The sequence below is a fragment of the Nocardioides pocheonensis genome (assembly GCF_003725535.1).
In the GTDB taxonomy this organism is placed as follows: Bacteria; Actinomycetota; Actinomycetes; order Propionibacteriales; family Nocardioidaceae; genus Marmoricola; species Marmoricola pocheonensis.
In genome coordinates, this window is sequence record NZ_RJSF01000003.1 from 226,137 (window position 1) to 251,505 (window position 25,369).

General features: G+C 72.6%; 27 protein-coding genes and 1 pseudogene. 20 read left to right on the top strand and 8 right to left on the bottom strand.

All coding sequences use genetic code 11. From position 1 onward, the window contains the following. A pseudogene (locus EFL26_RS23985) lies at positions 1 to 276 on the bottom strand (hypothetical protein); the annotation flags it as partial. 737 nt (positions 277 to 1,013) lie between these two features. Here EFL26_RS23985 and EFL26_RS01555 point away from each other — a divergent pair. After that, positions 1,014 to 1,409 (top strand): cold-shock protein, encoded by a 396-nt coding sequence (locus tag EFL26_RS01555; RefSeq protein ID WP_123221114.1) that lies wholly within the window; start codon positions 1,014 to 1,016, stop codon positions 1,407 to 1,409. 10 nt (positions 1,410 to 1,419) lie between these two features. Here EFL26_RS01555 and EFL26_RS01560 read toward each other — a convergent pair whose 3' ends face one another. Further along, entirely contained in the window at positions 1,420 to 2,817 is a 1,398-nt protein-coding gene (locus EFL26_RS01560; RefSeq protein ID WP_123221115.1) for an MFS transporter, read from the bottom strand. 94 nt (positions 2,818 to 2,911) lie between these two features. Here EFL26_RS01560 and EFL26_RS01565 point away from each other — a divergent pair, with 94 nt between their 5' ends. Next, positions 2,912 to 3,706 carry a DUF3027 domain-containing protein gene (locus tag EFL26_RS01565; protein ID WP_245999941.1) on the top strand — a complete coding sequence of 265 codons (795 nt, stop codon included), beginning with the start codon at positions 2,912 to 2,914 and terminating at the stop codon, positions 3,704 to 3,706. 49 nt (positions 3,707 to 3,755) lie between these two features. After that, entirely contained in the window at positions 3,756 to 4,853 is a 1,098-nt protein-coding gene (locus tag EFL26_RS01570) for a winged helix DNA-binding domain-containing protein (protein WP_183407980.1), read from the top strand. Positions 4,854 to 5,040: 187 nt separating this feature from the next. Here EFL26_RS01570 and EFL26_RS01575 read toward each other — a convergent pair whose 3' ends face one another. Beyond that, entirely contained in the window at positions 5,041 to 5,334 is a 294-nt protein-coding gene (locus EFL26_RS01575) for a DUF2530 domain-containing protein (protein ID WP_123221118.1), read from the bottom strand. A gap of 36 nt (positions 5,335 to 5,370) precedes the next feature. Here EFL26_RS01575 and EFL26_RS01580 point away from each other — a divergent pair, with 36 nt between their 5' ends. From EFL26_RS01580 to EFL26_RS01605, 6 genes are all read left to right on the top strand, one after another. Continuing rightward, positions 5,371 to 6,879 carry an NCS2 family permease gene (locus EFL26_RS01580; protein WP_123221119.1) on the top strand — a complete coding sequence of 503 codons (1,509 nt, stop codon included), beginning with the start codon at positions 5,371 to 5,373 and terminating at the stop codon, positions 6,877 to 6,879. 123 nt (positions 6,880 to 7,002) lie between these two features. Then, a complete protein-coding gene (locus EFL26_RS01585) occupies positions 7,003 to 7,452 on the top strand; it encodes a MarR family winged helix-turn-helix transcriptional regulator (protein ID WP_245999942.1) in 450 nt (149 codons plus the stop codon). Then, positions 7,449 to 8,738: an MFS transporter gene (locus tag EFL26_RS01590; RefSeq protein WP_123221121.1), complete on the top strand. Its 1,290-nt coding sequence runs from the start codon at positions 7,449 to 7,451 to the stop codon at positions 8,736 to 8,738. Before EFL26_RS01585 ends, EFL26_RS01590 begins: the two co-directional genes overlap by 4 nt. Before the next feature lie 104 nt (positions 8,739 to 8,842). After that, on the top strand, positions 8,843 to 10,036 hold the full coding sequence (locus EFL26_RS01595) for a class I SAM-dependent methyltransferase (RefSeq protein WP_123221122.1): 1,194 nt from the start codon (positions 8,843 to 8,845) through the stop codon (positions 10,034 to 10,036). After that, the gene (locus tag EFL26_RS01600) at positions 10,033 to 11,007 is read left to right on the top strand and encodes a WD40 repeat domain-containing protein (protein ID WP_123221123.1); all 975 of its coding nucleotides are present in this window, start codon (positions 10,033 to 10,035) and stop codon (positions 11,005 to 11,007) included. Before EFL26_RS01595 ends, EFL26_RS01600 begins: the two co-directional genes overlap by 4 nt. After that, complete coding sequence (locus EFL26_RS01605; protein ID WP_123221124.1) at positions 11,004 to 11,498, top strand: O-acetyl-ADP-ribose deacetylase; 495 nt, start codon at positions 11,004 to 11,006, stop codon at positions 11,496 to 11,498. The genes EFL26_RS01600 and EFL26_RS01605 overlap by 4 nt, the downstream gene beginning before the upstream one ends. Before the next feature lie 72 nt (positions 11,499 to 11,570). Here EFL26_RS01605 and serC read toward each other — a convergent pair whose 3' ends face one another. Further along, positions 11,571 to 12,692, bottom strand: a complete 1,122-nt coding sequence (gene serC / locus EFL26_RS01610) for a phosphoserine transaminase (RefSeq protein ID WP_123221125.1) — start codon at positions 12,690 to 12,692, stop codon at positions 11,571 to 11,573. 142 nt (positions 12,693 to 12,834) lie between these two features. On the opposite strand from serC, the gene EFL26_RS01615 reads away from it, so the two are divergent. Next, positions 12,835 to 13,338 (top strand): GNAT family N-acetyltransferase, encoded by a 504-nt coding sequence (locus EFL26_RS01615; protein ID WP_123221126.1) that lies wholly within the window; start codon positions 12,835 to 12,837, stop codon positions 13,336 to 13,338. Between the two features lies 1 nt (position 13,339). Here EFL26_RS01615 and EFL26_RS01620 read toward each other — a convergent pair whose 3' ends face one another. Further along, on the bottom strand, positions 13,340 to 14,218 hold the full coding sequence (locus EFL26_RS01620) for a LysR family transcriptional regulator ArgP (protein WP_123221127.1): 879 nt from the start codon (positions 14,216 to 14,218) through the stop codon (positions 13,340 to 13,342). Positions 14,219 to 14,289: 71 nt separating this feature from the next. On the opposite strand from EFL26_RS01620, the gene EFL26_RS01625 reads away from it, so the two are divergent. After that, on the top strand, positions 14,290 to 14,895 hold the full coding sequence (locus EFL26_RS01625) for a LysE/ArgO family amino acid transporter (RefSeq protein WP_245999943.1): 606 nt from the start codon (positions 14,290 to 14,292) through the stop codon (positions 14,893 to 14,895). A gap of 58 nt (positions 14,896 to 14,953) precedes the next feature. On the opposite strand, the gene EFL26_RS01630 is transcribed toward EFL26_RS01625, so the two are convergent. Together EFL26_RS01630 and EFL26_RS01635 are read right to left on the bottom strand one after the other, a co-directional pair. Further along, positions 14,954 to 15,856 carry an ABC-2 transporter permease gene (locus tag EFL26_RS01630; protein ID WP_123221128.1) on the bottom strand — a complete coding sequence of 301 codons (903 nt, stop codon included), beginning with the start codon at positions 15,854 to 15,856 and terminating at the stop codon, positions 14,954 to 14,956. Continuing rightward, positions 15,853 to 16,809 (bottom strand): ABC transporter ATP-binding protein, encoded by a 957-nt coding sequence (locus tag EFL26_RS01635; RefSeq protein ID WP_123221129.1) that lies wholly within the window; start codon positions 16,807 to 16,809, stop codon positions 15,853 to 15,855. Before EFL26_RS01635 ends, EFL26_RS01630 begins: the two co-directional genes overlap by 4 nt. A 131-nt stretch (positions 16,810 to 16,940) precedes the next feature. On the opposite strand from EFL26_RS01635, the gene EFL26_RS01640 reads away from it, so the two are divergent. From EFL26_RS01640 to EFL26_RS01675, 8 genes are read left to right on the top strand one after another with little or no spacing between them, the layout of a single operon-like run. Beyond that, a complete protein-coding gene (locus EFL26_RS01640) occupies positions 16,941 to 18,077 on the top strand; it encodes a sensor histidine kinase (protein WP_123221130.1) in 1,137 nt (378 codons plus the stop codon). Between the two features lie 18 nt (positions 18,078 to 18,095). Next, on the top strand, positions 18,096 to 18,788 hold the full coding sequence (locus EFL26_RS01645; protein WP_123221219.1) for a response regulator: 693 nt from the start codon (positions 18,096 to 18,098) through the stop codon (positions 18,786 to 18,788). Between the two features lie 52 nt (positions 18,789 to 18,840). After that, positions 18,841 to 19,455 carry a DedA family protein gene (locus EFL26_RS01650; protein ID WP_123221131.1) on the top strand — a complete coding sequence of 205 codons (615 nt, stop codon included), beginning with the start codon at positions 18,841 to 18,843 and terminating at the stop codon, positions 19,453 to 19,455. A gap of 18 nt (positions 19,456 to 19,473) precedes the next feature. Beyond that, on the top strand, positions 19,474 to 20,142 hold the full coding sequence (locus tag EFL26_RS01655) for a DapH/DapD/GlmU-related protein (protein WP_123221132.1): 669 nt from the start codon (positions 19,474 to 19,476) through the stop codon (positions 20,140 to 20,142). Then, complete coding sequence (locus tag EFL26_RS01660) at positions 20,118 to 20,972, top strand: beta-keto acid cleavage family enzyme (protein WP_123221133.1); 855 nt, start codon at positions 20,118 to 20,120, stop codon at positions 20,970 to 20,972. The genes EFL26_RS01655 and EFL26_RS01660 overlap by 25 nt, the downstream gene beginning before the upstream one ends. Beyond that, positions 20,972 to 22,093: a DegT/DnrJ/EryC1/StrS family aminotransferase gene (locus EFL26_RS01665; protein ID WP_123221134.1), complete on the top strand. Its 1,122-nt coding sequence runs from the start codon at positions 20,972 to 20,974 to the stop codon at positions 22,091 to 22,093. Before EFL26_RS01660 ends, EFL26_RS01665 begins: the two co-directional genes overlap by 1 nt. Then, positions 22,090 to 22,437 carry a WxcM-like domain-containing protein gene (locus EFL26_RS01670; RefSeq protein WP_183407981.1) on the top strand — a complete coding sequence of 116 codons (348 nt, stop codon included), beginning with the start codon at positions 22,090 to 22,092 and terminating at the stop codon, positions 22,435 to 22,437. The genes EFL26_RS01665 and EFL26_RS01670 overlap by 4 nt, the downstream gene beginning before the upstream one ends. Next, positions 22,434 to 23,456: a glycosyltransferase gene (locus tag EFL26_RS01675; RefSeq protein WP_123221135.1), complete on the top strand. Its 1,023-nt coding sequence runs from the start codon at positions 22,434 to 22,436 to the stop codon at positions 23,454 to 23,456. Before EFL26_RS01670 ends, EFL26_RS01675 begins: the two co-directional genes overlap by 4 nt. Here the strand turns inward: EFL26_RS01675 and EFL26_RS01680 are convergent. Next, positions 23,450 to 24,553 carry a citrate synthase 2 gene (locus EFL26_RS01680; protein WP_123221136.1) on the bottom strand — a complete coding sequence of 368 codons (1,104 nt, stop codon included), beginning with the start codon at positions 24,551 to 24,553 and terminating at the stop codon, positions 23,450 to 23,452. The genes EFL26_RS01675 and EFL26_RS01680 overlap by 7 nt on opposite strands. A 116-nt stretch (positions 24,554 to 24,669) precedes the next feature. On the opposite strand from EFL26_RS01680, the gene pdxH reads away from it, so the two are divergent. Then, on the top strand, positions 24,670 to 25,320 hold the full coding sequence (gene pdxH, locus EFL26_RS01685) for a pyridoxamine 5'-phosphate oxidase (protein WP_123221137.1): 651 nt from the start codon (positions 24,670 to 24,672) through the stop codon (positions 25,318 to 25,320). Positions 25,321 to 25,369 lie beyond the last annotated feature (49 nt).

Genomic DNA, 25,369 nt, shown 5'->3' on the forward strand with positions numbered 1-25,369 from the left:
GATCGACAACCCGAGGGCGGCGGCGAGCTCCCAGACCGCGAACTCGCTGACCAGGGGTGCACCTTCCCCGGCGATCGGGATCCCGGTGTCCCGACCGGACCCGGTGATCAACGTCGCGGCGTCGTCGAGCTCGTCGACCAGATGGAGGTGCGCCCACTCCAGGGCGTGGGCGAGCACGCGGGCTTCGGCCGCGTTCGCCTCGGCCCGGGCCTGCCGGATCGACCCGAGCACAGCACCAGCCGTGGTGGCGGTGTCGGTGCTGGTGGTCGGGTTCATGGTTCGAATCTAGGGGTGACCACCGACACTTTCGGGCCCAGATTCCCTTGCTGGTAAGGGTATTCGGAAGATTTCTCGAGAATCTTTCGCGACCCTCCGAGGCCGCTCCGTCGGGTGGTTTCGGCAGGCTCAACCACCTGGGGTCGGCTCAGCGGTCGGTGGCTGGGTCCGTGCCGGCGGGTGGTTTCGAGGCTCGCTGGCGCTCGCACCTCAACCACCGAGTGCGGCGCAGACCGGCGGCCGACAGCAGGACTCAACCGTGCTCCGCCCCCCGTCGTCGCTGCCGGTTCCCCCGGCACGAACCGCACCCGACGACGAGCCGGGACGGCCCGCCTGTTCCCCCGGCATGAACCGCCACCCGCCGAGAGTGGTTTCGGCAAGCTCAACCCCCTGGGGCTTGGCTAGCAAGCGGCGTGGTTTCGAGGCTCGCTGGCGCTCGCACCTCAACCACCAAGGCACCGAGGACCGTGAGGCGACAGCAGAGCCGGACTCCGCCGGCGTACCGCCTCGTCGCTGCCCGTCCCCCCGGCACAGACCGCCCCACGACCAAAGCGGGTTTCGGCAAGCTCAACCAGCCCGAGGCCACGACCACCCACCCCCACCCCGCCCCGCTGTCCGCCGACCCACGCGTGGGGCAGGATGGCAACCGGGGTACGAATCGCGTTCGCCGTGCCTTCGTCGGGCACGTACGCTGTGCCTTCGCGTCAGCAGAGCAGGATCGGGAGAAAGGTCGCACTGTGCCCACCGGAAAGGTCAAGTGGTACGACGGCGAGAAGGGCTTCGGGTTCCTCTCGCGGGAGGACGGCGAGGACGTCTACGTGCGCGCCTCGGCCCTGCCCGAGGGCGTCTCCACGCTCAAGGCCGGCACGCGCGTCGAGTTCGGGATCCTCTCGGGGCGCAAGGGCGACCAGGCCCACCAGGTCCGCGTGCTCGACGCGCCGAAGTCGGTGGCGGTGGCCCAGAGACGCGCGCAGCGCAAGAAGCCCGAGGACATGGTCAACGTCGTCGAGGACCTGATCCGGCTGCTCGAGGGCGTCGAGGAGGCCTACCGCCACGGTCGGCACCCCGAGCCGAAGACCGCACGCCCCACGGCGAAGCTGCTGCGCGGCCTCGCCGACGAGCTCGACCTCTGAGCGGCGAGCGCTAGTCCGGGGCCGCGGTCGCGAGGCCGGTCGGCCGAGGTTCGCTGCGCCGCGCCAGCACGAAGACCGTCCACACGACGATCAGGCCGGCGAGCAGCCCGAGGCCGAGCTTGGGCAGCACGTGCCCGTTGATCTCCAGCGGTACGCCGATGCCGATGAACCCTCCGACGACCCAGGAGAGCTGGAGCAGCGTCTCGGACCGGGCGAAGGCCGACGTCCGGTGCGACTCCGGTACGTCGCGCTGCACGGTGGCGTCGAGCGAGAGCTTGCCCATGGCCTGCGCGACTCCGGCGGTGAGACCGAGGACCATCGCGGCGACGAGGCCGTAGAAGAGCGCGGCGAGGACGGCGGCGACGGAGTCCGCGACGAGGGCGACCACGACGACCGTCGCCGGGTTGAGCCGGCGCAGGACCGAGGCGACCGCGATCCCGACGGTGTTGCCGAGGCCCGCGGCGCCGACCACCAGACCCATGAGCAACGTGGTGCGGTGCTCCCATCCGGGCAGCGGGTGCTGGCGCAGGAGGAACGCGAGGTACATCGTGAGGAACCCCGAGACCATCCGCAGGCCGGCATTGCAGCGCAGGGCGAAGACCACGGCGGCAGGGAGCTGCAGCCGGCTCCGCCTGCGCCGCAGCGACACCTCCTGCTCGCCGGCACTGGCGTCGGCCGCGGCCGGGAGCAGGATGGCGAGGATCGTGGCGCCGGCGAACACCACGAACGCGTAGCGCAGCGTCCACTGCGAGCCGAACGTCGACGCGAGGCCCGCCATCGGCGCCGACACTGCGGCTCCGACCACACCCGCGAGGGAGATCCGGCTGTTGGCCTTGACCAACGTGAGCTCGGAGGGGAGCAGGCGCGGGACGGTCGCGGCCCGGGTCACGCCGTACGCCTTCGAGGCGACCAGGCAGCCGAGCGCCGTGGGGTACATCAGCACCGACTGCGAGGCGACGGCGTCGGCCATCAGCCAGGCCAGGAAGGCGCGGAGCGCCATGGACGCGCCGATCGCCCACCGCCGGCCGTGGCTGAACCGGTCGAGGAACGGCCCGATCAGCGGGGCCACCACGGCGAAGGGCAGCATGGTCAGGCCGAGGAACAGGGCGACCTGGCCCCGGGCCTCCCCGGGGTTGGCGAAGAACAGCGTCCCGGCCAGCGAGATCGCGATCGCCGCGTCGCCGGCGGCGTTGAACGCGTGCAGCTCGATCAGCCGTGACAGGCCGGAGTCGCCCGCCCCCTCGGCCCGCGCGGCCCGGCGCGCGAACCTGAACAGCGCCGTCACGCCGCGTCCCGTCGCCTGCCCGGCCGCGACCGCGCCCCGCGCCCCGGCGGCGAGGCTGCGTCCGGCGGCGTCGGTGAGCTGTTCGCCGCGACGAGGCTCGCCGCCCTCCTCCTCGCCCACCATGAGGCCATCCTGCCAACAACGGCGGAGCGGCGGGCGCCCCGAGACACGGGTCGAGGAGACATCGGCTCGGGTGATGGGGGAGAATCGCGGGGTGATGACCACCGAGGACGACGTGACCGCCACGGCGCTGACCGCCGCCGCGATCGAGACCGCGCGCGCCGTCCTGGTCGAGCAGGTCGGCGCGGACGTGGTCGGCGACCACGTCGAGGCGGTCCGCGAGGACGACGGCGTCGTCACCCACTACTTCGCCTGCACCCAGTCCGGCTACCCGGGCTGGCGCTGGGCCGTGACCGTGGCGCACGCGCCCGGGCAGGAGTCGGTGACCGTCGACGAGGTCGTGATGCTGCCCGGCGACGAGGCGATCATCGCGCCCGCGTGGGTGCCGTGGCGCGAGCGGATCCGCCCGGGTGACCTGTCGCCGGGTGACGTGCTCCCCGTCGAGGAGGACGACCCGCGGCTCGTGCCGGCGTACCTCTCCGGCGACCCCGGCGATCTCGCCCCGCGCGACGCCGTCCAGCTCGACCGCCAGCAGGTCAAGGAGGTCAGCGAGGAGCTCGGGCTCGGCCGGGTGCGCGTGCTGTCCCTCGAGGGCCGCGAGCTCGCGGCGCAGCGCTGGTACGACGGCGACCAGGGTCCCGACGTACCGCTGGCCCAGTCCGCGCCCGCGAAGTGCTGGTCCTGCGGTTTCCTGGTCCGCCTCGCCGGGCCGCTGGCCGACACGTTCGGCGTGTGCGCCAACGAGTACGCCAACGACGACGGCCGCGTGGTCGCCTTCCTGCACGGGTGCGGTGCGCACTCCGACGCCCAGCTGCGCAAGAAGCAGCTGCCGCCGCCGCTGCCCGACCCGGTCTTCGACACCTTGTCCGAGGACGACTTCGAGAAGTTCTGATCGTCGGAGGCGCGCCGAAACGTCGGTCCGTCCTGACATCCTGAGCGTCGTGACCTGGACGCCCACGGACCACGACATCGCACGCTGGCGGCTGCGCACGCAGGCCCTGGTCGCTCCGCACGCCGCGTCCGCCGGCGACGTCGTGGAGCACCTGCTCGCGGTGCAGGCGGAGAACCCCGCCCAGTCCGCATGGGCCGTCGCGTGTCGCACCACCGATCCCGACGCGCGCGGGCTGGCCACGCTGCTCGACGACGGAGAGGTGCTGCGGACCCACGTGCTGCGGCCGACCTGGCACTATGCCCGCGCGGCGGACATCGGCTGGCTGCTCGACCTCACGGCGCCGCGGGTCCGCCGCACGACCCTCCTCGGGCTGCGCAACCTCGGCTTCGACGAGGGCGCGATCGACGCGCTGGCCGCTGTGGTCCTCGAGGCCCTGGCTGCCTCGCCCGACCGGACCCGGGACGAGCTCGCGTCGGCTCTGGCGGCGGCCGGGCACGAGCCCGGTGGGCAGGCCCTGATGATGCTGCTCGCCGAACTCGAGCTCCGGCAGCTGGTCGTCAGCGGCCGTCCGCGTGACAGCGTGCACACGTACGCCCGGTTCGACGACCGCGTTCCCGCGCCGCGCCGGCTCGACCGTGACGAGGCGCTGGCCGAGGTGGTCCGGCGCTACGTCGCGGGTCACGGCCCCGCCACAGTGGCCGACCTGGTCTACTGGGCGACGCTCACGGTCGGCGACGTGCGTCGTGGGCTCGACGCCGTGCAGCACGACCTGGCCTCGTTCGACCACGACGGCCGCACCTTCTGGCACGCCCCCGACCAGGAGCCGCCGCCACGCCGCGCGGGCGCTCCCTCGGCACACCTGCTGCAGATCCTCGACGAGGTCTACCGCGGCTACCAGGACAGCCGGATGGTCATCGACGCCGCGGGGGTGGTGCCGCGCGCTCGCGAAGCCTCCACCGGCCTGGCCCTGGTCGACGCCCAGATGGCTGCGGCGATGAAGCGCACCGTGACACCGCGCCGCGTGCGGTTCACCCTCACGCCGTACGACGGCCGGCCGCTGACCGACTCCGAGCTCACTGCCCTCGAGCAGGCGGCCGCTCGCTACGGAGCGTTCCTCGGCACCGACGCGGAGGTCGTGGTCGGCTAGGTCCGGTCAGCCTGCTCGGCCTCTTGGCGTGCCCGGCGACGGCGCCTGGCCAGAGTGGGCGCAGCGTCCCTGGGACTACTGGTCGCGCCGTCAGTCGGTGTGGGCTTCGCTCTCAGCTTCTTGGCGGGTCCGGCGACGGCGACTGGCCAGAAGTGGGCAAGTGTCCCTGGGACTACTGGCGGCGCCGTCAGCCGCGCTGAGCTTCGCTCTCGGCTTCCTGGCGGGTCCGGCGACGGCGGCGGCAGTAGTCCCAGCCGACGAGGCCGAGGCCGAAGCCGGCGACGCAGGTCCACATCCACCAGAGGTGGCCGTCGTCGCGCAGCCGGCCCGAGAACGGCACCAGCATGAGGAACGCGACCGCCCAGAGGACGGTGCCGACCGCGAGCGTCCGCACGCCGTCGACGTCGAGCGGGTCGACGTCAGCCACGAAGAAGGTGCGGTTGCCGAACTCGTGCACCACCGGCTGCTGGTCGTCGGACATGGGTCCAATGTATCCGTGGTGTGAATTGTGCAGGTCATGGGTGCGCGGGTGGCCGAACCTCTGGCAAGGTGCCTCCCCGTGGACACCAACACGCGAGCGAGCACTCAAACCTCGCCCCTCGACGGCTTCTTCAAGATCACCGAACGCGGCTCGACGCTCGAGCGCGAGATCCGCGGCGGCGTGGTCACCTTCTTCACGATGGCCTACATCATCGTGCTGAACCCGCTGATCCTCGGGTACGCCAAGGATGCGGACGGCAAGTTCCTCGGCGGCGCCGCCGCCCCCAACCTCACCGCGATCGCCGCCGGCACGGCGCTGGTCGCGGGAGTGATGACGATCCTCATGGGGCTGGTGGCGAACTACCCGCTGGCGCTCGCCACCGGCCTGGGGCTCAACGCGTTCCTGGCGTTCGCGGTGGCGTCGCAGATGAGCTGGGCCGACGCCATGGGCCTGATCGTGCTCGAGGGCCTGGTGATCCTGGTGCTCGTGCTCACGGGGTTCCGGACAGCGGTCTTCCACGCCGTACCGGCGCAGCTGAAGGTGGCCATCTCGGTGGGCATCGGGCTGTTCATCGCGCTGATCGGGTTCGTCGACGCCGGTTGGGTACGCCGGATCCCGGACGCCGCGCAGACCACCGTGCCGGTGCAGCTCGGCCCGTCCGGGTCGCTGGCCGGCTGGCCGGCGCTGGTGTTCGCCTTCGGGCTGGTCGTGGTCGTCGCCCTCTGGGTGCGCAAGGTGCGCGGCGCGATCCTCATCTCGATCATCGTCACCACCGTCGTCGCGATCGTCGTGGAGAGCATCGGCAACTTCGGCCCGGGCGGGGCGAAGAACCCGACCGGCTGGAGCCTCAACGTGCCGGACTGGCCGCACAAGATCGTCGACACCCCGAAGTTCGACACCGTCTTCCACTTCTCGTTGTTCGGGTCGTTCCAGTCCGCCGGCGTGGTGACCGCGCTGCTGCTGGTCTTCACGCTGATGCTGGCCGACTTCTTCGACACGATGGGCACGATGACCGCGATCGGTGCCGAGGCCGGGCTGCTCGACGAGGAGGGCATCCCTCCGAACGCCGAACGGATCCTGGTCGTGGACTCCATCGCGGCGGCCGCCGGCGGTGTCGCCGGCGTCTCGTCGAACACGTCGTACATCGAGTCGGCCTCCGGAGTCGGCGAGGGCGCCCGCACCGGCCTGGCGTCCGTGGTGACCGGGGTGCTCTTCCTGCTCTCGATGGTGCTCGCGCCGCTCGTGAAGATCATCCCGAGCGAGGCCGCCGTGCCCGCGCTCGTCCTGGTCGGCTTCCTGATGATGCAGCAGGTCAAGGGCATCGACTGGGACGACCTGGAGATCGCCATCCCGGCGTTCCTCACCATCGTGCTGATGCCGTTCACCTACTCGATCACGGTCGGCATCGGGGCCGGATTCGTCGCGTACGTCGTGATCAAGCTGGTGCGCGGCAAGGTGGCCGAGATCCACGGGCTGATGTGGGTCGTGGCGGCGCTCTTCGTGCTCTACTTCGCGATCCACCCGGTCACCGACTGGCTCACCTGATCCCTACCGCAGCTTCTCCCGGGCGTCGTGGCTTGCCACGGCGCCCGGTCTGCGTGTGCGGGAAAACAAGTTGCCCGCCTCGACCGGAATACTTAGCATCGCTAATTAGTTATGCTCAGCACCATGACCCCCACTGTCGAAGCAGTCGCCCGGACCGACGCCGGGCTGGCCAGCCAGCTGCGCGTGAGCGTGATGCGGCTCGCGCGGCGGCTGCGCAACGAGCGTGACCCGCAGAACTCCCTCGGCGTCGGCGCGATCAGCGTGCTCGGCGTGCTGCTGCGCCACGGCGAGCAGACCGTCGGCCAGCTCGCCGCCCACGAGCGGGTGCAGCCGCCCTCCATGACCCGCACGGTGGGCTGCCTGGTCGACGAGGGGTACGCCGTGCGCCGGCCCTCCGAGACCGACGGCCGCTCGACCCTGGTCGCGATCTCCGAGAAGGGCCGCCAGACCCTCCTCGCCGACCGTCGCCGGCGCGAGGCCTGGCTGGCCCGGCAGCTGAAGGACCTGACCCCCGAGGAACGCGACCTGCTCCGCCAGGTCGCCCCGTTGATCGAAAGGCTGGCCTCTGCTTGAGTCCCACGTTCCGTGCCCTGCGCATCCACAACTACCGCCTCTACGCCCTCGGTGGCGTCGTGTCGAACACCGGTACCTGGATGCAGCGCGTGGCACAGGACTGGCTCGTGCTCCAGCTGCACCACGGCAGCGCTGCCGAGGCCAGCACCGCGCTCGGCCTCACGACCGGCCTGCAGTTCCTCCCGATCCTGCTGTTCTCGCCGTACGCCGGCCTGGTGGCCGACCGGATGCCCAAGCGCCGGCTGCTGCAGCTGACCCAGGCCGCGATGGGCGTCGCGTCCCTCCTGCTCGGCGTGCTCGCGGTCACCGGCGTCGTCACGACCGCGATGGTCTTCGTGATCGCGTTCGCCTTCGGGATCGGGTCGGCGTTCGACGTCCCGGCGCGGCAGTCCTTCGTCAGCGAGATGGTCGGGCCCGACGACCTGACCAACGCCGTGGGCCTGAACTCCGCGTCCTTCAACCTGGCCCGCGTGGTCGGTCCCGCCCTGTCCGGCGTGATGATCGCGGCCCTGGGCTCCGGGGTGCGCGCGACCGGCGTGGTGATCCTGATCAACGGGATCAGCTACCTCGCCGTGATCGCCGCGCTGCAGGCGATGCGACCTCACGAGCTGTCCCCGGTCGCCCGCGCGCCGCGCGGCAAGGGCATGATCCGCGACGGCGTGCGCTACGTGCGCGGGCGGCCCGACCTGCTGCTGATCATGGTCGCCGCGTTCTTCGCCGGCACCTTCGGCATGAACTTCCAGATGACCTCGGCGCTGATGGCCACCCAGGTGTTCCACAAGGGCCCGGGGGAGTACGGCCTGCTCGGCACGACCCTGGCGGTCGGCTCGCTGACCGGGGCACTGCTCGGTGCGCGACGTGAGGGCCGCCCGCGCCAGCGCCTGGTGGTGCTCGCCGGCCTCGCCTTCGGCACGGTGGAGGTGGCCCTGGGCCTGATGCCGTCGTACCTCACCTTCGCGCTGGTCACCCCGCTGCTCGGTCTCTGCCTGCTGACCATGCTCAACTCGGCCAACACCACGGTGCAGCTGAGCGTGTCGCCGAGCATGCGGGGACGCGTGATGGCGCTGTACATGATGGTGGTCATGGGCGGCACCCCCTTGGGTGCGCCGGTGGTCGGCTGGGTGGGCGCGACGTTCGGCGCCCGCTGGACCCTCATCGGCGGTGGCGCCCTGACGGTGTTCGGCGTGCTGCTCGCCGTGGCGATCTTCGGCGGGGCCCGCACCCCGTTCGGTCGCTGGCGGGTCTCCACCGCCGACGCCGACGACAGCCCCGCCCTGGCTGCCTGAATAGACTCTCCGAATGCATCCCCGCTACCGGCGTCTCGTGATCACGGGCGCCCTCGTGGGTCTGATCGTGATCGTCGTGGTCGCGAAGCTGTTGAAGTAGGACCGTGCCCGAGCCACTCCCCGACGCCCTCGCCCGCGTGCGCGACCTGGTCCTCGACGACCAGGGCCTCGTGCGCGCGCTGGCGACCGGCCGCCGCAAGGGGCAGCGACCCGGCTGGCGACGCGTCGAGCTGCGGTACGTCGACCTCAAGGCAGGACGCCGCCTCCAGGTCACCCGGTACGACGACACCCAGGCGCACGTCTCCAACCACGCGGACGCCGCGGCCGTGCTCGACGAGCTGCTCGCCGAGCCGTTCGGCAACTGGCACGTCGACACCGCCGCCGAGACCCTGCAGCTGCGGGTCACCAAGAGCGGCGACGCCGTCGTGGGAGTGCAGGCCCGCACGGCCGAGGTCGCGGCCGACCGCGGGCACGACCGGGCCAAGACGCGGCTGCTCGCCGAGGACGACCCGGTGCTGATGGAGCTCGGCATCAGCGACGGCGAGGGACACGTGAAGCCCAGCCGCCGCGCGAAGTACCGCCAGGTCGAGGAGTTCCTCCGCGAGCTGCGGGCCGCGGTCGACGACGCGATCGCCGCCGGCGGCCTCGCGCCGACCGAGGACGAGCCGCTGCGCGTCGTCGACCTCGGCTGCGGCAACGCCTACCTGACCTTCGCCGCCCACGCGTGGCTGTCCCGGGTGCGCGGCCTCCCCGTGCGGGTCGTCGGCGTCGACGTCAAGGAGCAGTCGCGCGAGCACAACACCGGGGTCGCCCGGCGACTCGGGGTCGACGGCGAGGTGACATTCGTGACCGCGGGCATCGACGACGTCCGGCTCGACCGGGCGCCTGACGTGGTGCTCGCCCTGCACGCCTGCGACACCGCCACCGACGACGCCCTCGCCCGCGCGGTCGAATGGCACGCGCCGCTCGTGCTCGCCGCGCCGTGCTGCCACAAGGACGTCTCCCGCCAGCTCCGCGAGCACCCGGCGCCCGAGCCCTACGCCCTGCTCACCCGCGACGGGATCCTGCGCGAGCGGTTCGCAGACACGCTCACCGACGCCCTGCGCGCCGCGCTGCTGCGCACACGGGGCTACCGGGTCGAGGTGGTCGAGTTCGTCGGCAGCCAGCACACCCCGCGCAACACCCTCATCCGGGCGGTAGCGACGGGCGCGGATGCGCCGCAGGCCGAGCAGGAGTACGCCGAGCTGACCCGCACCTGGCAGGTCACGCCGAAGCTGGCCGAGCTGCTCGACCGATGACCTGGGCTTCGGTGCTCCTCGCCCTGGTCGGGCACGTCGTCTTCTCGTTCGTCGACCCCGCGATCACGGAGTCCAGCGGCCTGGTCGACCTCGGCGACCTGATGGTCACCACCAACGACTCCGGCGGTGATCCGCTGGTCTTCGTGGTCGACCCGAGGACCGGTCGCACGGTGGGGCGCACGACGTACGCCGACGCGGTGGTCGACACCGAGGCGCTCGCGCCCGCCGGCGGCAACGAGGTGTGGGTCGGCGACATCGGGGACAACGCCGAGCGGCGTGACTCGGTGCGCGTGTACCGCGTGCCGGTCGGTCGCGGCGACCGCCGGGTCGACGCGCCGTCGTACGAGCTGGTCTACCCCGACGGCGCGCACGACGCCGAGTCGCTGGTCTTCGCGCGCGGCCGGCTGTACGTGATCACCAAGGGACTGCTGGGCGGCACGGTGTACGCCGCGCCGCGGCACCTGGCCTCGCAGGGGCCGAACCGGCTGCGGCCGGTCGCCCGCGTCGACGTCTGGGCCACCGACGCCGCGCTCTTCCCCGACGGGCGGCACGTGCTCGTGCGCGGCTACGACAACGCCGTGATCTACACCTTCCCCGAATTCCGGCCGGTCGCCTCGGTCGACCTGCCGCGCGAGCGCCAGGGGGAGGGCGTCTCGATCAGCGCTTCGGGCCGGATCCGGCTGAGCTCGGAGGGTCGCAACAGCGCCGTCCTCGAGGTGGCGCTCCCGGCGGCGGTCACCGCCGCGATGGCCGGCGGCAGCGCCACCCCGTCGCCCTCCGGCGCCGCGTCTCCGGGGTCGACCGGGCAGGGCGGGCAGAGCGGGCAGCGGTCGGGCGGCAGCGGCTGGCTGCTCGGGGTCGCGGGCGCGACCGGGGCCGCCGGCCTGGCGCTGCTCGTGGTGCTGCTGCGGCGTCCCCGCGCGCGCCGACCCGCGGATGGCAGGATCGATGCCGTGGAGCAGCGCCGATGAGGGTCACGGTCGTCCAGGGCGACATCACCGAGCAGCCGGTCGACGCGGTCGTGAACGCCGCGAACTCCGCGATGCGCGGAGGTGGCGGCGTCGACGGCGCGATCCACCGCGCCGGCGGCCCCGCGGTGCTCGAGGACTGCATCGCCCGCTTCCCCCACGGGCTCGCGACCGGCGAGGCCGGCTGGACGACCGCCGGCAACCTGCCCGCACGCTGGGTGATCCACGTCGTCGGGCCGAACCACCGGGCCGGCCAGCGCGACCGGTCGCTGCTCACCTCGTGCTACGCGAACGCGCTGCGGGTGGCCGACGAGCTCGGCGCCCGCTCGGTCGCCTTCCCGCTGGTCTCCGCCGGCATCTACGGCTGGCCCCTCGAGGACGCCGTCGCCGCAGCCGTCGACACCCTGCGCGAGACCCTCACCGAGGTCGAGGAGGCGCGGATCGTGGCGTTCTCCCCCGCGACGTACGAGCTGATCAGCGCGAGGATCGGATAGTCCGGCACGTTCGGACGGCAATTTGCCCGAATTCGGATGCCGAACGTGCCGGACTATCCGCCGCGAGACGGTCTACAGCGCGTCGACCACGTAGTCGATGCAGGCGGTGAGGGCCTCGACGTCGGAGGGGTCGATCGCGGGGTACATCGCGATCCGGAGCTGGTTGCGGCCGAGCTTGCGGTAGGGCTCGGTGTCCACGATCCCGTTCGCGCGCAGCACCTTGGCGACCTCGGCGGCGTCGATCGACTCGTCGAAGTCGATGGTGCCGATCACCAGCGAGCGGTGGTCGGCGTCGGCGACGTACGGCGTGGTGTACGACGTCTTCTCCGCCCAGCCGTAGAGCGCGTCGGACGAGGCGGTGGTGCGGCGGACCATCGCGTCCAGACCACCCTGGGCGTGCATCCAGTCCAGCTGCTCGGCGAACAGGAACAGGGTCGCGATCGACGGGGTGTTGTAGGTCTGGTTCTTCGCCGAGTTGTCGATCGCGGTCGGCAGGTCGAAGAAGGCCGGCACCCACCGGTCGGAGGCGGCGATCTCGGCGGCGCGCTCGAGCGCGGCGGGCGACATGACCGCGATCCACAGCCCGCCGTCGGAGGCGAAGCACTTCTGCGGCGCGAAGTAGTAGGCGTCGACCTGGCTGATGTCGACCGGGAGGCCACCGGCGCCCGAGGTGGCGTCGATCAGCACCAGCGCGCCGTCGTCGGCGCCGTCGACCCGCTGCACCGGCGCCATCACGGCAGTCGAGGTCTCGTTGTGCGCCCAGGCGTAGGCGTCCACACCCGCCTCGGCCTGCGCCACCGGACGCGAACCGGGCTCGGACTTGATCACCGTGGGCGCGTCGAGGAAGGGCGCGAGCTCCGCGGCCTTGGCGAACTTCGAGGAGAACTCCCCGAAGCTCAGGTGCTGGCTCTTGCTGCGGATCAGCCCGAAGGTCGCGATGTCCCAGAACGCGGTCGCGCCGCCGTTGCCGAGCACGACCTCGTAGCCCTCGGGCAGGTCGAACAGCGCGCGCACGCCGTCGCGGACCCGGCCGACGGTGTTCTTCACCGGCGCCTGGCGGTGCGAGGTGCCCATCAGGGAGGCGCCGGTCGCGGCCAGCGCGTCGAGGTGGGAGGTCTGGATCTTCGACGGCCCGGCGCCGAACCGGCCGTCGGCGGGCTTGAGGCTGTCAGGGATCTGGATCGCGTCGTTCACTTCGGTGTCCTCGCGTAGGTGGGCCGCGTGTCAGGGGAGCGGTGCCGGGGAGCTGTGCCTGTCGATAAGGCGGCGACGACGCTGTCACCCGGCTCCTATTGTGACAGCACGCAGCAACGGGGTTTGCGGGAAGGGTGTGCCGATGGACGGGGTGGCCGAGGCGGTCGCCGCCTGGCAGGTGGTGCGGGTGCCGATCACGCATCCCGACGCGGCGCGCCTCGTCGACGAGGTGCAGCAGGAGTACGTCGAGCGCTACGGCGGTCCCGACGAGACGCCGCTCGAGCCGGCGTACTTCGAGGCCCCGCAGGGGGCGTTCTTCGTCGGCTACCTCGACGGCGTTCCTGTGGCCACCGGTGCCTGGCGCCTCCGCCAGGACCTCGTCGTCGACGGCAGCGACCGGACCGCCGAGATCAAGCGCATGTACGTCGTGAGGGCGGCCCGCGGTCGTGGGCTCGCCCGCGCGATGCTGGCGCACCTCGAGGAGACCGCCCGGGGCACCGGCGCGGAGGTGATGGTGCTCGAGACGGGTGCGGCCCAACCGGAGGCGATCGCGCTCTACGAGTCGTCGGGCTACCAGCGGATCACGCCGTTCGGGTTCTACAAGGACTCCCCGCTGGTGCGCTGCTTCGCCCGCCGCCTCGGCTGAGTCAGTCCAGGGCGGCGTCGGCAGCCGAGCGGATCGCCTCGGCCACGGCATCGAGCGCCGGGGTGCGCAGGCTCCACTGCTGCCAGTAGAGCGTCACGCCGACCTGCCGGGCGGTGTCGAAGACGACCAGGTCGCCGGCGGCCTCCCCGGCGGCGTACTGCTGGCGGGGGAGCATGCCCCAGCCGAGCCCGAGCCGGATCGCCTCTGCGTAGTCGGAGGAGGACGGCACGTAGTGGCGTGGGGGAGCGATCCGGCGACGGGTGACCTTGCGCAGGTAGTCGTCCTGCAGGTGGTCCCTGCGGTCGAAGACCACGACCGGTGCCTCGGAGAGTGAGTCGGCGTTCACGCCGTCGGCGAACCAGCGGCCCGCGAACGAGCGAGCGGCGACCGGGCGGTAGCGCATGGTGCCCAGGCGGGTCGAGCGGCAACCCTGGACGGGCTCGGCCTCGGACGTGATCGCCGCGATCACGGCGCCGGAGCGCAGCAGCTCCGCGGTGTGGGCCTGGTCCTCGCGGCGAAGGTCGAAGACGACCGCCTCCGACACGGTGGCCAGTGCGGGGAGCACCCAGGTGGCCAGCGAGTCGGCGTTCACGGCCAGCGGCACGACCGGTCGGACCGCGCGCTCGCCGATCTCGCGGCGGACGTCGTCGACGAGGGCGGTGATCTGCCGGGCGAGGCGGAGGTAGGTCTCGCCTGCTTCGGTCGCGGCGGCGGGACGGGCGCGGCGCACGAGCACCTGGCCTGCGCTGCGCTCGAGAGCCTTGATCCGCTGGCTGACCGCGGAGGGGGTCAGGTTCAGAGACGCGGCCGCAGCCTCGAAGGATCCTTCGTCGAGCACGCTCGCGAGCGCCGCGAGCTGGGCCAGGTCGACTGATGTCACCTAAGCGATTCTAATGCAAGTGAAGAAACCTGAGATGGACGCAAGCGCGGCGGGTCCGTAGCGTCGATGACGTGGACGCCCTGACCGCCGCCGTCGCCGGACTGCTCTTCGGCCTCTCGCTGATCGCCGCGATCGGTGCGCAGAACGCGTTCGTCCTCCGGCAGGGCCTGCGCCGGGAGCTCGTGGGACCGGTCGTCGCGGTGTGCTCGACCTCCGACGCGATCCTGATCGCCGCCGGCGTCGCCGGGCTCGGGGTGCTCGTCGACCACGCGCCGGACCTCCTCGCGACGACGAAGATCCTCGGCGCAGCCTTCCTGCTCGGCTACGCAGCGCCGGCCCTGCGCCGGGTGGCCTCGCCGCGATCGCTCCACGCGGAGAGGGAGGACGCGCGGCCGGCGTACGGCCGCGTGCTGGTCAGCGCGGTCCTGCTGACCTGGCTCAATCCTCATGTCTACCTGGACACCGTGCTGCTGCTCGGATCCGTCGCCGCCAGCCACGGCTCCGACCGTTGGTGGTTCGCGCTCGGGGCCACCACCGGGAGCGTGCTGTGGTTCAGCGGGCTGGGGTACGGCGCCCGCCTCCTCGGCCCGCTGTTCGTCCGTCCCGGCGCGTGGCGAGCGCTCGACGCGCTGGTCGCCGCCACCATGACCGCGGTCGCCGTCGGTCTGCTGGTGTGACGAAGCGGGCCCGCCGGTCGTCCGGCGAGCCCGCCCCACGGGACTGCGGTCTCGGCAGTCAGACCACGTCGCGGCGGCGTACCAGCCACCAGGTCAGCGTCGGCAGCAGCACCAGGTAGGCAACCACCATCAGCAGGGCCCGGTCGTAGGACAACGCGTCGAGCAGCCCGGGCGTCGCGTCGGGCGTGCCTGGGTCCACGCCGACCATCTGCCCCACCAGGGAGCCCGCCGAGGTTCCGGGCAGGAAGTGCGTGAACGTGTCGACCCAGGCCAGCGAGCCGCCGACGCCGCGGAGCAACTGCTCGATCACCAGACCCCAGACCAGGCCGAGCCCGACGGAGACGGCGGGGCTGCGGGCGAGGGTCCCGAGCAGGTAGCCGGCCATCGCCCACATCTCCATGACCAGGAACGCGACCCCGACCGACTGGGCGAGGTCGCCCAGGCCCGGGAGCGCCGTCGACCGGGACTCGGCCAGGGCGACCGCAAGGGACATCGCGTAGTCGGTCACGAGCGTGGCCAGTGCGACACCCGCGATCAGGACGGTGGTCGCGGAGAGCGACCCGGCGAGCGTGCTGGTGCGCGACGGGCCCTGGGTCAGCACGGTCTTCCAGGTGCCCCAGCCGTAGCCGTTGCCGGCGATGATCGCGCCGAGCACCATCATGATCGCGCCGCCGAACAGCGGCATGCCCTGCGGCAGGGTGGCTGGGAGGCCGGACGGCAGCAGGCCGGCGAGAAGCTCCGCGCGGCTTTCGCCCTGGGTGGAGAAGTTCGTCGTGCCGCTCGAGTACGTCACGTAGTTGAAGAGGTAGGCGAACATCGCGTTCAGTGCCAGCCAGGCGCCGATCGTGACCCACACGGCCGGCCACTTCCGCAGCCTGAGCAGGTCGGCGCGGGTGCTGTTCAGGACCGCGGACGGGCCGGGCGCGCTCGCCCGGAGGTCGAGGCTCGTCGCGGCGCTCATCGGACTGCCTCCAGGCTGCTCGTGAGGTCGTCCGCGGCGTGCACGTGCTCGCCGCTCCGGGTCATCTCGAAGAAGACCTCCTCGAGGGTGCGCTCGCTGATCGTCACCTCGTGCACGTCGAGGCCCTCGGTCACGAAGGCCCGCACCACGTGCGGTGTCCGCTCGGGCGGTACGTCGACCAGGATCGCGTCCCCGGACAGCTGGACGGCGTCCTCCCCGGCCAGCCGCATCGCGATCGCGATCGCCCGGTCGGTCGGGGTCGCCGTGATCCGCAGCCGCCGGCCGCCGCGCAGCGCGGAGACGGTCGACTCGACCAGCAGCTGCCCGCGGGCGATCACGCCGACCCGGTCGCAGATCTCCTCCACCTCCGCCAGGAGGTGGCTGGAGAGCAGCACCGTCTGCCCTCCGCGGGCCAGCTCGACGATCAGGCCGCGCATGTCGGCCATGCCTGCGGGGTCGAGCCCGTTGGTCGGCTCGTCGAGCACGATCACGTCGGGGTCGCCCATGAGGGCCGCGGCGACGCCGAGCCGCTGCTTCATGCCCAGGGAGTACGACTTGAACTTGTCCTTGCCCCGGTCGGCGAGATCGACCCGCTCGAGCGCCGCGTCGACCATCGCCTCCGGCAGCGCCCGGTAGCGCGCCATCGTGCGCAGGTTGTCGCGACCGGACAGGTAGGGGTAGAAGCCCGGACCCTCGATGAGGGCGCCGATCCGCTCGGTCACGGCGGGCTCGCCCGCGGGTCGGCCGAGCACGGTCGCAGACCCCGCGGTGGGCCGGATCAGTCCGAGCACCATCCTCAGGGTCGTGGTCTTGCCGGCTCCGTTCGGTCCGAGGAAGCCGTAGACCTCTCCGCGGCGGACGGTCATCTCGACCCGGTCGACGGCCAGCCGCCCCGAGTCGCCGTCGCCGTACCGCTTGGTGAGGCCCTTCGTCTGCACCACGAGTTCATCCATGCCCCCACCCTCCGCGAGGACGGCGGCCGCGACGTCCGCCCGGGAGCGGCACCGGCGTACGCAGGACTGCGTACGCCGGATACGCCGCGCGAGTGACGGTCCCGGCCCTCGCCCCGGCCTAGGGTCGTGCCGTGAGGATCCTGGGGGAGCGGCTGCGGCGCGACTGGTGGGTGCTGGTCGTGGTCGTGATCAGCGTGCTCGGCACCGTCATGCGCGGCGTCCACGACAGCTACCCGCACCCGAGCGCGTGGGCCGGCGTGCTCGCGTTCGTCGCGGTGGTGCCGCTGTTCTGGCGGGACCGGTGGCCCGAGCTCACCGTGGTGGCCAACGCGGCCGCCGTCGCGACGTACTTCGCGGCCTCACCGGGGTTTCCCGACGGGCCGATCTACCTCTCGATCTTCTTCGCCACCTATGCCGTCGCGACGCGCCGTCCGCCCCGCACCTGGATCCCGTACGCCGGCGCGGCCCTCGTCGCGATCCTGGCGGCGCTGCTCGTCCGCGAGGCCCGGGTCGACTCGACCAGCACGCTCGGCACCGCGGCGCGGCTGATCTGGTTCGCGATGGTCGACAGCGCCGCGGCCGCCCTGGCCGTGGCCCTGCGCAGTCGCCGCGAGACCCGCCAGGAGCATGTCCGGCGCACCGCGACCGAGGAACGGCTCCGGATGGCCCAGGACCTCCACGACGGGGTCGGGCACGGGCTGGCGGTGATCGCGATGCAGGCGGGAGTCGCCCTGCACGTTCTCGACCGCGACCCCGCGGCGGCACGCCGGTCGCTGGAGGCGATCCGCGACACCAGTCGCGAGTCCCTCGACTCCCTCCGTGCCGAGCTGGCCAGGCTCGCGCCGGTGTCGGGCGACATCGCGCCGCGGGCACCGCGCAACGGATTGGGTGACCTCGACGTGCTCGCCGAACGGGTGCGGGCCGGCGGCGTGCAGGTGCGGCTGCAGGGCGCGGCCGGCCCGGTCCCGCTCGAGGTCGACGCGGTCGGCTACGTCGTGGTGCAGGAGGCGCTGACCAACGTGCTGCGGCACGCGGACGCGTCGGTGGCCGACGTGCGCGTCCGTCGTACCGAGGACATCCTGGAGATCACGGTGACCGACGACGGCCGCGCGGAGGCGCCGGCCGGCGAGGCGGGCGCCCGGCTGGGCATCCCGGGGATGCGCTCCCGGGTCGAGGCCCTCGGCGGCACCCTCGAGGCGGGCCCGCTGCCCGAACGCGGGTTCGGGGTGCGGGCCGTGCTTCCCCTGCACCCGGCCGACGAGGCCTGAGTGCGCGAGGATGGCCGCGTGATCCGGGTGCTCGTGGTCGACGACCAGGCCGTCGTGCGGATGGGCCTGGCCACGCTGATCGGCGCCGAGGACGACCTCGAGCTGGTCGGCGAGGCGGGCGACGGACGCGCCGGCCTCGCGATGGTGCGGGCGCTCCGGCCCGACGTCGTCCTGTGCGACGTCCGGATGCCGGTGCTGGACGGTCTGGGCCTGCTCCGCGAGGTCGCCGCCGACCCCGCTCTCGCCGAGGTGAGGGTGGTCGTGCTGACCACGTTCGAGCTCGACGAGTACGTCTTCGAGGCACTCCGACTGGGTGCCAGCGGCTTCCTTCTGAAGGACGCCGACCCGGTGCGCCTGCTCGACGCGGTCCGTGTGGTGGCCGACGGCGGCTCGCTGCTCGCGCCGTCGGTGACCCGGCGGGTGATCGACCACTTCGCGGGGTCCTCGGCGCCGGCAGCCGAGCACCCGGCCCTCGGCGACCTCACCGAGCGCGAGCGCGAGATCGTCGCCTGGGTGGCAACGGGCCGTTCCAACCACGAGATCGCCGACGAGCTCGTGGTCAGCCCCGACACCGTGCGCACCCACGTCAGCCGGGCCATGGTGAAGCTGCAGGCCCGAGACCGCGCCCAGCTGGTGGTGTTCGCGCTGCAGTCCGGCCTGGCCGTGCCACCACGAGGTGGCGCTGCCCCCGACCGGGAATCGCCGTCCTGAGCGGGCGGCGTACGACAGGTCGACGTCAGGTGGTTCCGGCAGACTGGTCGGCGTGAGCAGCCTCCTGGACGGGATCCTCGGCCTCGACCCGCTGCTGATCCTGGCCGTGACCGGCCTGCTCGTCTTCGCGGAGGACGCAATCTTCATCGGCTTCGTCATCCCGGGGGAGACCGCCGCGGTGCTCGCCGGTGTGGGCGCCGGACTCGGCCACATCGCGCTGCCGCTCTCGCTGGTCGTCGTGGTCGTCGCCGCGATCGCCGGGGACTCCGTCGGCTACGAGGTCGGTCGCCGGTTCTTCGGACCCCGCGTCCTGACCCTGCCACTCCTCGAGCGGCACGCGAAGAGGATCGAGCGCGCACGGGCCTTCCTGCGCCGGCGCGGCGGGATCGCGGTCTTCCTCGGCCGGTTCACCGCGTTCTTCCGCGCGATGATGCCCGCGCTCGCGGGTGCCTCGCACATGCCCTACCGGACCTTCCTGCTGTGGAACGCCTTCGGCGGCGTGGTCTGGGGGTCGGTCTTCGTCGTCGTCGGCTACATCGCCGGCGCGTCGTACCACCAGGTGGAGAAGCAGGTCGGCCGCGGCATCGCCGTGGGGCTCGTCGTCGTGGTCGTCGCCGCAGTGGTGGTCTGGCGCGTTCGGTCCGAGCGCCGCGTGCGGGAGCGCTGAGCGGCTAACCTGCCGCACATGCCCTCGTCGACCGCCGCACTCGTCCGCGTCGTGGCGGTCGCGACGCCGTACGCCTGGGAGGTCGTGGAGTCCGTACGCCGCACCGGCGGGCAGGCCGAGTGCGTGGACAACCTGGGCGACGCGGACCCCCGGCTGCCGGGCCTGCGCCCGCTCGACGGCCTCGCCGACGACGGCGTGCCGTGGATCCTGGGCCTCTCGTCCGCGCGCCATCGCGCGCTGGCCGCCCGCTCCGTGGCCGATCACGGTCTCGGTGCGCCCACGTCGCTCGTCGACCCGACCGCCGTGGTCGGCTCCACCGCGACCGTCGGTCACGGCGCCTACGTGAACGCCGGTTCGGTGGTCGCTGCCCATGCCCGGCTGGGCTGTCACGCCCACGTCAACCGCGGCGCCTCGGTGGGCCACGACTGCGAGCTGGACTTCGCCTCCTCGCTCGGGCCCGGCGTCGTCCTGACCGGCCACGTGCGGATCGGTCCCTCGGCGTTCGTCGGAGCCGGTGCGGTCGTGCTGCCCGGCACGACCGTCGGCGCGGGCGCGGTGGTGGGCGCGGGCGCGGTGGTCAAGCGGGACGTGCCCGACCGCGCCGTCCACGTGGGCTCGCCGGCCCGGTTCCTGCGCACCAACGACGAGGAGGTCGTGACCGCGTGTCCACACTGCTCGACCAGCTGAGCACGCCGTGCCCGATCGTGCTCGCGCCGACCGGCATGGTCCCGACGCGCGCGATGACGCCGCACGTGCCGCTGACCCCGAAGGAGATCGCCGCCGACGTGGCCGAGGCGGCCGCGATCGGGATCTCCTCGGTGCACCTGCACGCCCGCGACGCGACCGGCGCCCCGGCCTGGGACCGGAACATCTACGCCGAGATCATCGAGCAGGTGAGGTCGGTCGCGCCCGAGGTCGTGATCAACGTCAGCACCAGCGGCCGCACCTGGTCGGAGCTGGAGAAGCGGGCCGACGTGCTGGCCCTCGACGGTGACCTCAAGCCGGACATGGCCTCGCTGACGCTGTCCTCCCTCAACTTCCTCAACGGCGCCTCGGTCAACGCACCCGACGTGATCCGTGGGCTGGCCCGGATCATGCGCGACCGCGGCATCACGCCCGAGCTCGAGATCTTCGACCTCGGGATGCTCAACTTCGCGCGCGTGCTGCGCAAGGAGGGCCTGCTCGTCGGACCCGTCGCCGCGAACCTCTTCTTCGGCAACATCGCCGGCCTGCAGCCCACGCTGACCGAGTTCGGCCTCGCCGTCGAGCGGGTGCCGGAGCAGACGACGTGGTGCGGCGCCGGTCTGGGTGCCTTCCAGCTCACGGCGCACGCCCTCGCGGTCAACGCCGGCGGAGGGGTCCGGGTCGGTCTCGAGGACGGCATCCACCTCGACCGCGCCCGGACCCGTCTGGCGCGCAACGCCGACCTCGTCGCGCGTGTGCACGACCTGCTGGAGATCAGCGGCCGGGCGGCGATGACGCCCGGGCAGTACCGGCAGTCGGTGCTGGGCCGCTGATGCTCGCCGTCCCCCTGGCCGACCCGCTGCGGATCGCCGACGACGAGGCGCGGGCAGTCCGAGCCGCCGTGGACGACGTCCTGGCGGGCGGCTCGCTCGTGCTGGGTCCGCGGGTCGAGGCGTTCGAGGACGCCTTCGCCGGCTACCTGGCCCTGACGAGTCCGGTTCCGCACGTGGTCGGCGTCGGCAACGGCACGGACGCGCTGATGATCGCCCTCCTCGCGCTCGAGGTGCCGCGGGGGAGCGCGGTGCTGGTCGCCGCGAACGACGGCGGGTTCGGCGCGACCGCCACCCGGGCCGCGGGGCTGGTCCCAGTGCCGGTGGACGCCGACCCGGTGACCCAGCTCGTGGACGTGGCGGCGCTCGACGCGGCGTACGCCCTCGGCGGCAGCCATGAGGTTCGGGCCGCCGTCGTGACCCACCTGCACGGACAGCCGGTCGACCTCGCCCCGATCGTGGAGTGGTGCCGCCGGAGGGACGTCGCGCTGGTCGAGGACGCCGCGCAGGCGCACGGCGCCCAGGTCGGTGACCGCCGCGTGGGCACCCTGGCGGACGCCGCCACCTTCTCCTTCTACCCCACCAAGAACCTCGGGGCGCTCGGCGACGGAGGAGCCGTCGTGACCGCGCTCCCGGAGGTGGCGGACCGCGCGCGACGACTGCGGCAGTACGGCTGGCGCGAGCGGTTCCGTGCCGACCTCCCGCACGGTCGCAACTCCAGGCTGGACGCATTGCAGGCGGCGGTGCTGTCCGCCCGGCTGCCGTTCCTCGACGAGGCGAACGCCCGTCGCCGGGCGGTGGTGGCCCGCTACCGGGCCGCTCTCGAGGGCTCCGGCGCGGTGGTGCTCGGGGACGCGCCCGGCGCCGTCGCCCACCACGCCGTCGTCGTCCATCCGGACCGGGACCGTCTGGCCGGGACGATGGCGCGCCACGAGGTCGCGACCGACGTGCACTACCCCTGGCTGGTCACCGAGATGCCCGGGCTCGCGCTCGACCCGACGCCGCTGCCGGGAGCTGACCGGGGCCGCCGGCAGAAGCTGTCGCTGCCGTGCCACCCGAACCTCACCGACCGCGAGCTCGACCGCGTGACCGCGGCGCTCGTGCAGTGGGGGCGCGACACGTGACCGAGCGTCCCCCTGTGTTCACCGACGAGCGCGGCACGCTGCTGCCGATCGAGCTCGACGACGTGCCGTTCGCGGTACGCCGCGTCTTCGTGGTCCACGGCGCGGAGGATGCCCCGCCGCGCGGCGGCCATGTCGTCCCCTGCGACGAGCTCGTCGTGCTGGTCTGCGGATCCGCGACCTTCCGCGTCGGGTGCGGCGAGGACGAGCGGACGGTGCTCCTCGGGGACCAGGGCCAGCAGGTCCTGCTCCGGCCCGGGGAGCACGTGACCTACGAGCTCGACGGGCCCGGGTCGGCGATCCTGGTGCTCGCCTCCGAGCCGTTCCGACCGAAGGACGAGCGATGAACCAGGTCCGCGCGAGCGTGCTGATCCCGACGTACGACCACGCGAGCACGCTGCCGCTCACGGTCGAGTCCGTGCTGCGCCAGAGCGTCGCCGACCTCGAGGCCCTGATCGTCGGCGACGGTGTCACCCCTGAGGCGCGCGCCGCGATCGAGCCGCTGGTGGAGTCCGATCCACGGATCCGCTTCCTGGACTTCCCGAAGGGGCCGCACCACGGCGAGATCCATCGCCACCAGGCCGTGCTGGAGGCCCGGAGCGACGCGATCTTCTACCTCTGCGACGACGACCTCCTCCTCCCCGAGCACGTCGCCGACCTGCTCGCGCTGCTGGAGGAGGCGAACTTCGTGCAGTCGCGCAACGGGTTCTTCACGCCCGACGGGAGGGTGGGCATGTACCCGACCGACCTCGGCGACCCGGGCTGCGTCGCCTGGGCGCTGGGGGAGCCGCGGCGGAACATGACCAGCATCACCGGCACCGCGCACTCGCGGCGCTACTACCTGGAGGTCGGCGACCACTGGGAGACCACGCCCGAGGGCGAGTGGCCCGACCACTACCAGTGGAAGAAGTACTTCCGGCGCGCGGACTTCCGGGGCGCGACGTCGAGCCGGATGACCGCGTTGCAGTTCCCGACCAGCGGGGACGGTCGCGACGCGTGGACGCCGGAGGAGCGGCAGGCCGAGCTCGAGCGATGGGCCGCCCTCGTCGCGGCGCCGGACGGCCAGGAGCGGATCGACGCGATGGTCGACCGGTCCACCCAGATCGAGCTCGCGCACACCTACCGCGACCTCGGGTTCGCCCTCGACAAGCAGGCCGAGCTCCGCGTCGAGATCGCCGACCTCGAGGAGCGCCTCGAGGCCGCGGAGACGAGGCTGGAGCGGGTCGAGGCCGCGTTGCAGCGACGCAAGCGGCAGGTGGCCCGGCTCAGGGGCAAGGTCGCCACGATGCAGCGGTCGCACTCGTGGCGGGTGACCGCACCGCTACGCGCGGCACGTGCGCGGGTCGCGCGCGACAGGTCTCAGTAGGCCCACTCGTCGTGCCAGCCCTCGACCTCGTTGGCCTTGCGTGACGCCGGGCCGGTGTAGATCGCGGAGGGGCGGATCAGCCGCCCGGTGCGCTTCTGCTCGAGGATGTGCGCCGACCAGCCGCCGGTGCGCGCGCAGGTGAACATCGACGTGAACATGTGCGGCGGCACCTGGGCGAAGTCGAGCACGATCGCCGCCCAGAACTCCACGTTCGTCTCGAGCACGCGGTCCGGCCGACGCTCGCGGAGCTCGGCGAGCGCCGCCTTCTCCAGCGCCTCGGCCACCTCGTAGCGCGGCGCGTTCAGCTCCTGGGCCGTGCGCCGCAGCACGCGGGCGCGCGGGTCCTCGGCCCGGTAGACCCGGTGGCCGAAGCCCATCAGGCGCTCGCCGTTGTCGAGCAGCTCCTTGACGTACGGCGCCGCGTCGCCGCGCCGCTCCACCTCCTCGATCATGCCGAGCACCCGCGAGGGCGCGCCGCCGTGGAGGGGACCGCTCATCGCGCCCACCGCACCGGAAAGAGCGGCACACGCGTCCGCGCCGGTCGAGGTGATCACGCGGGCGGTGAAGGTCGAGGCGTTCATGCCGTGCTCCGCCGCCGACGACCAGTAGGCGTCGACCGCTCTGACGTGGTCCGGATCGGGCTCGCCCTGCCACCGGATCATGAACCGCTCGGCGATGGTCGTGGCCTTGTCGACCTCGCGCTGCGGGACCATCGGCTGGCCGACGCCGCGGGCGGCCTGCGCGACGTACGAGAGCACCATGACCGCGACCCGGCCGAGGTCCTCGCGCAGCTGCACGTCGTCGATGTCGTAGCTCTGCTTGATGCCCCACGCCGGGGCGAGCATCGCGATCGCGCTCTGCACGTCGACGCGGATGTCGCCGGAGTGCACCGGCAGGGGGTAGGGCTCGGCCGGCGGCATGCCCGGCTCGTAGGCGCCGTCGACCAGCAGGCCCCAGACCTTCTCGAACGGGATCCGACCGACGATCTCCTCGATGTCGACGCCGCGGTAGCGGAGCGCCGACCCTTCCTTGTCCGGCTCGGCGATCTCGGTCTCGAAGGCGATCACGCCCTCCAGGCCGTGGTGTACCTCGGTCATGCGGCGACTCCTTCGTATCTTCGGGCCGTGGGGCACGTCGTGATGTCGGCACCGTGCGCTCCTGCGACCTCTCGGCATTCTGCCGTACGCCGCGTCGCGGTCTGTAGCCTCCCACCATGGAGCCGGCCCGACCCGACCTCGCTTCGCTGCGCGCGGAGTACCAGCTCGCCGGACTCGACGAGGCCGACCTGGCCCCCGACCCGTTCACGATGTTCGGCCGCTGGTTCGACGCCGCCCGGGAGGCCGGGGTCCTGGAGCCGAACGCGATGACCCTCTCCACCGCGTCCGTCGACGGCATCCCGTCGGCCCGCGTGGTGCTGCTCAAGGGCCTCACCGAGCGCGGGTTCGTCTTCTTCACCAACTACGAGTCGCGCAAGGGGCGTGAGCTCGCGGCGAACCCGCACTGCGGCCTGCTCTTCTGCTGGTACGAGCTCCAGCGCCAGGTCCGCATCGAGGGCGCCGCGAGCCGGATCCCGCGACCGGACACCGAGGCCTACTTCGCCGGCCGGCCGCGGGACTCCCAGATCGGCGCCTGGGCGTCGCCGCAGTCGTCCGTGGTCGCGTCGCGGGCCGAGCTCGAGGATGCGTACGACGCGCTCGAGCAGCAGTTCGACGGGTCCGACGTCCCGTGCCCGCCCCACTGGGGTGGCTACCTCGTCGCGCCCGAGCGCGTGGAGTTCTGGCAGGGCCGGCGCAGCCGGATGCACGACCGGCTGCACTACCGCCGCGAGGGGACGGGCTGGGTCACCGAGCGACTGGCTCCGTGACGGGTCGGGTCGGCGAATTCGCAACCGGAGTTGTGAACTCGCCGCTTCG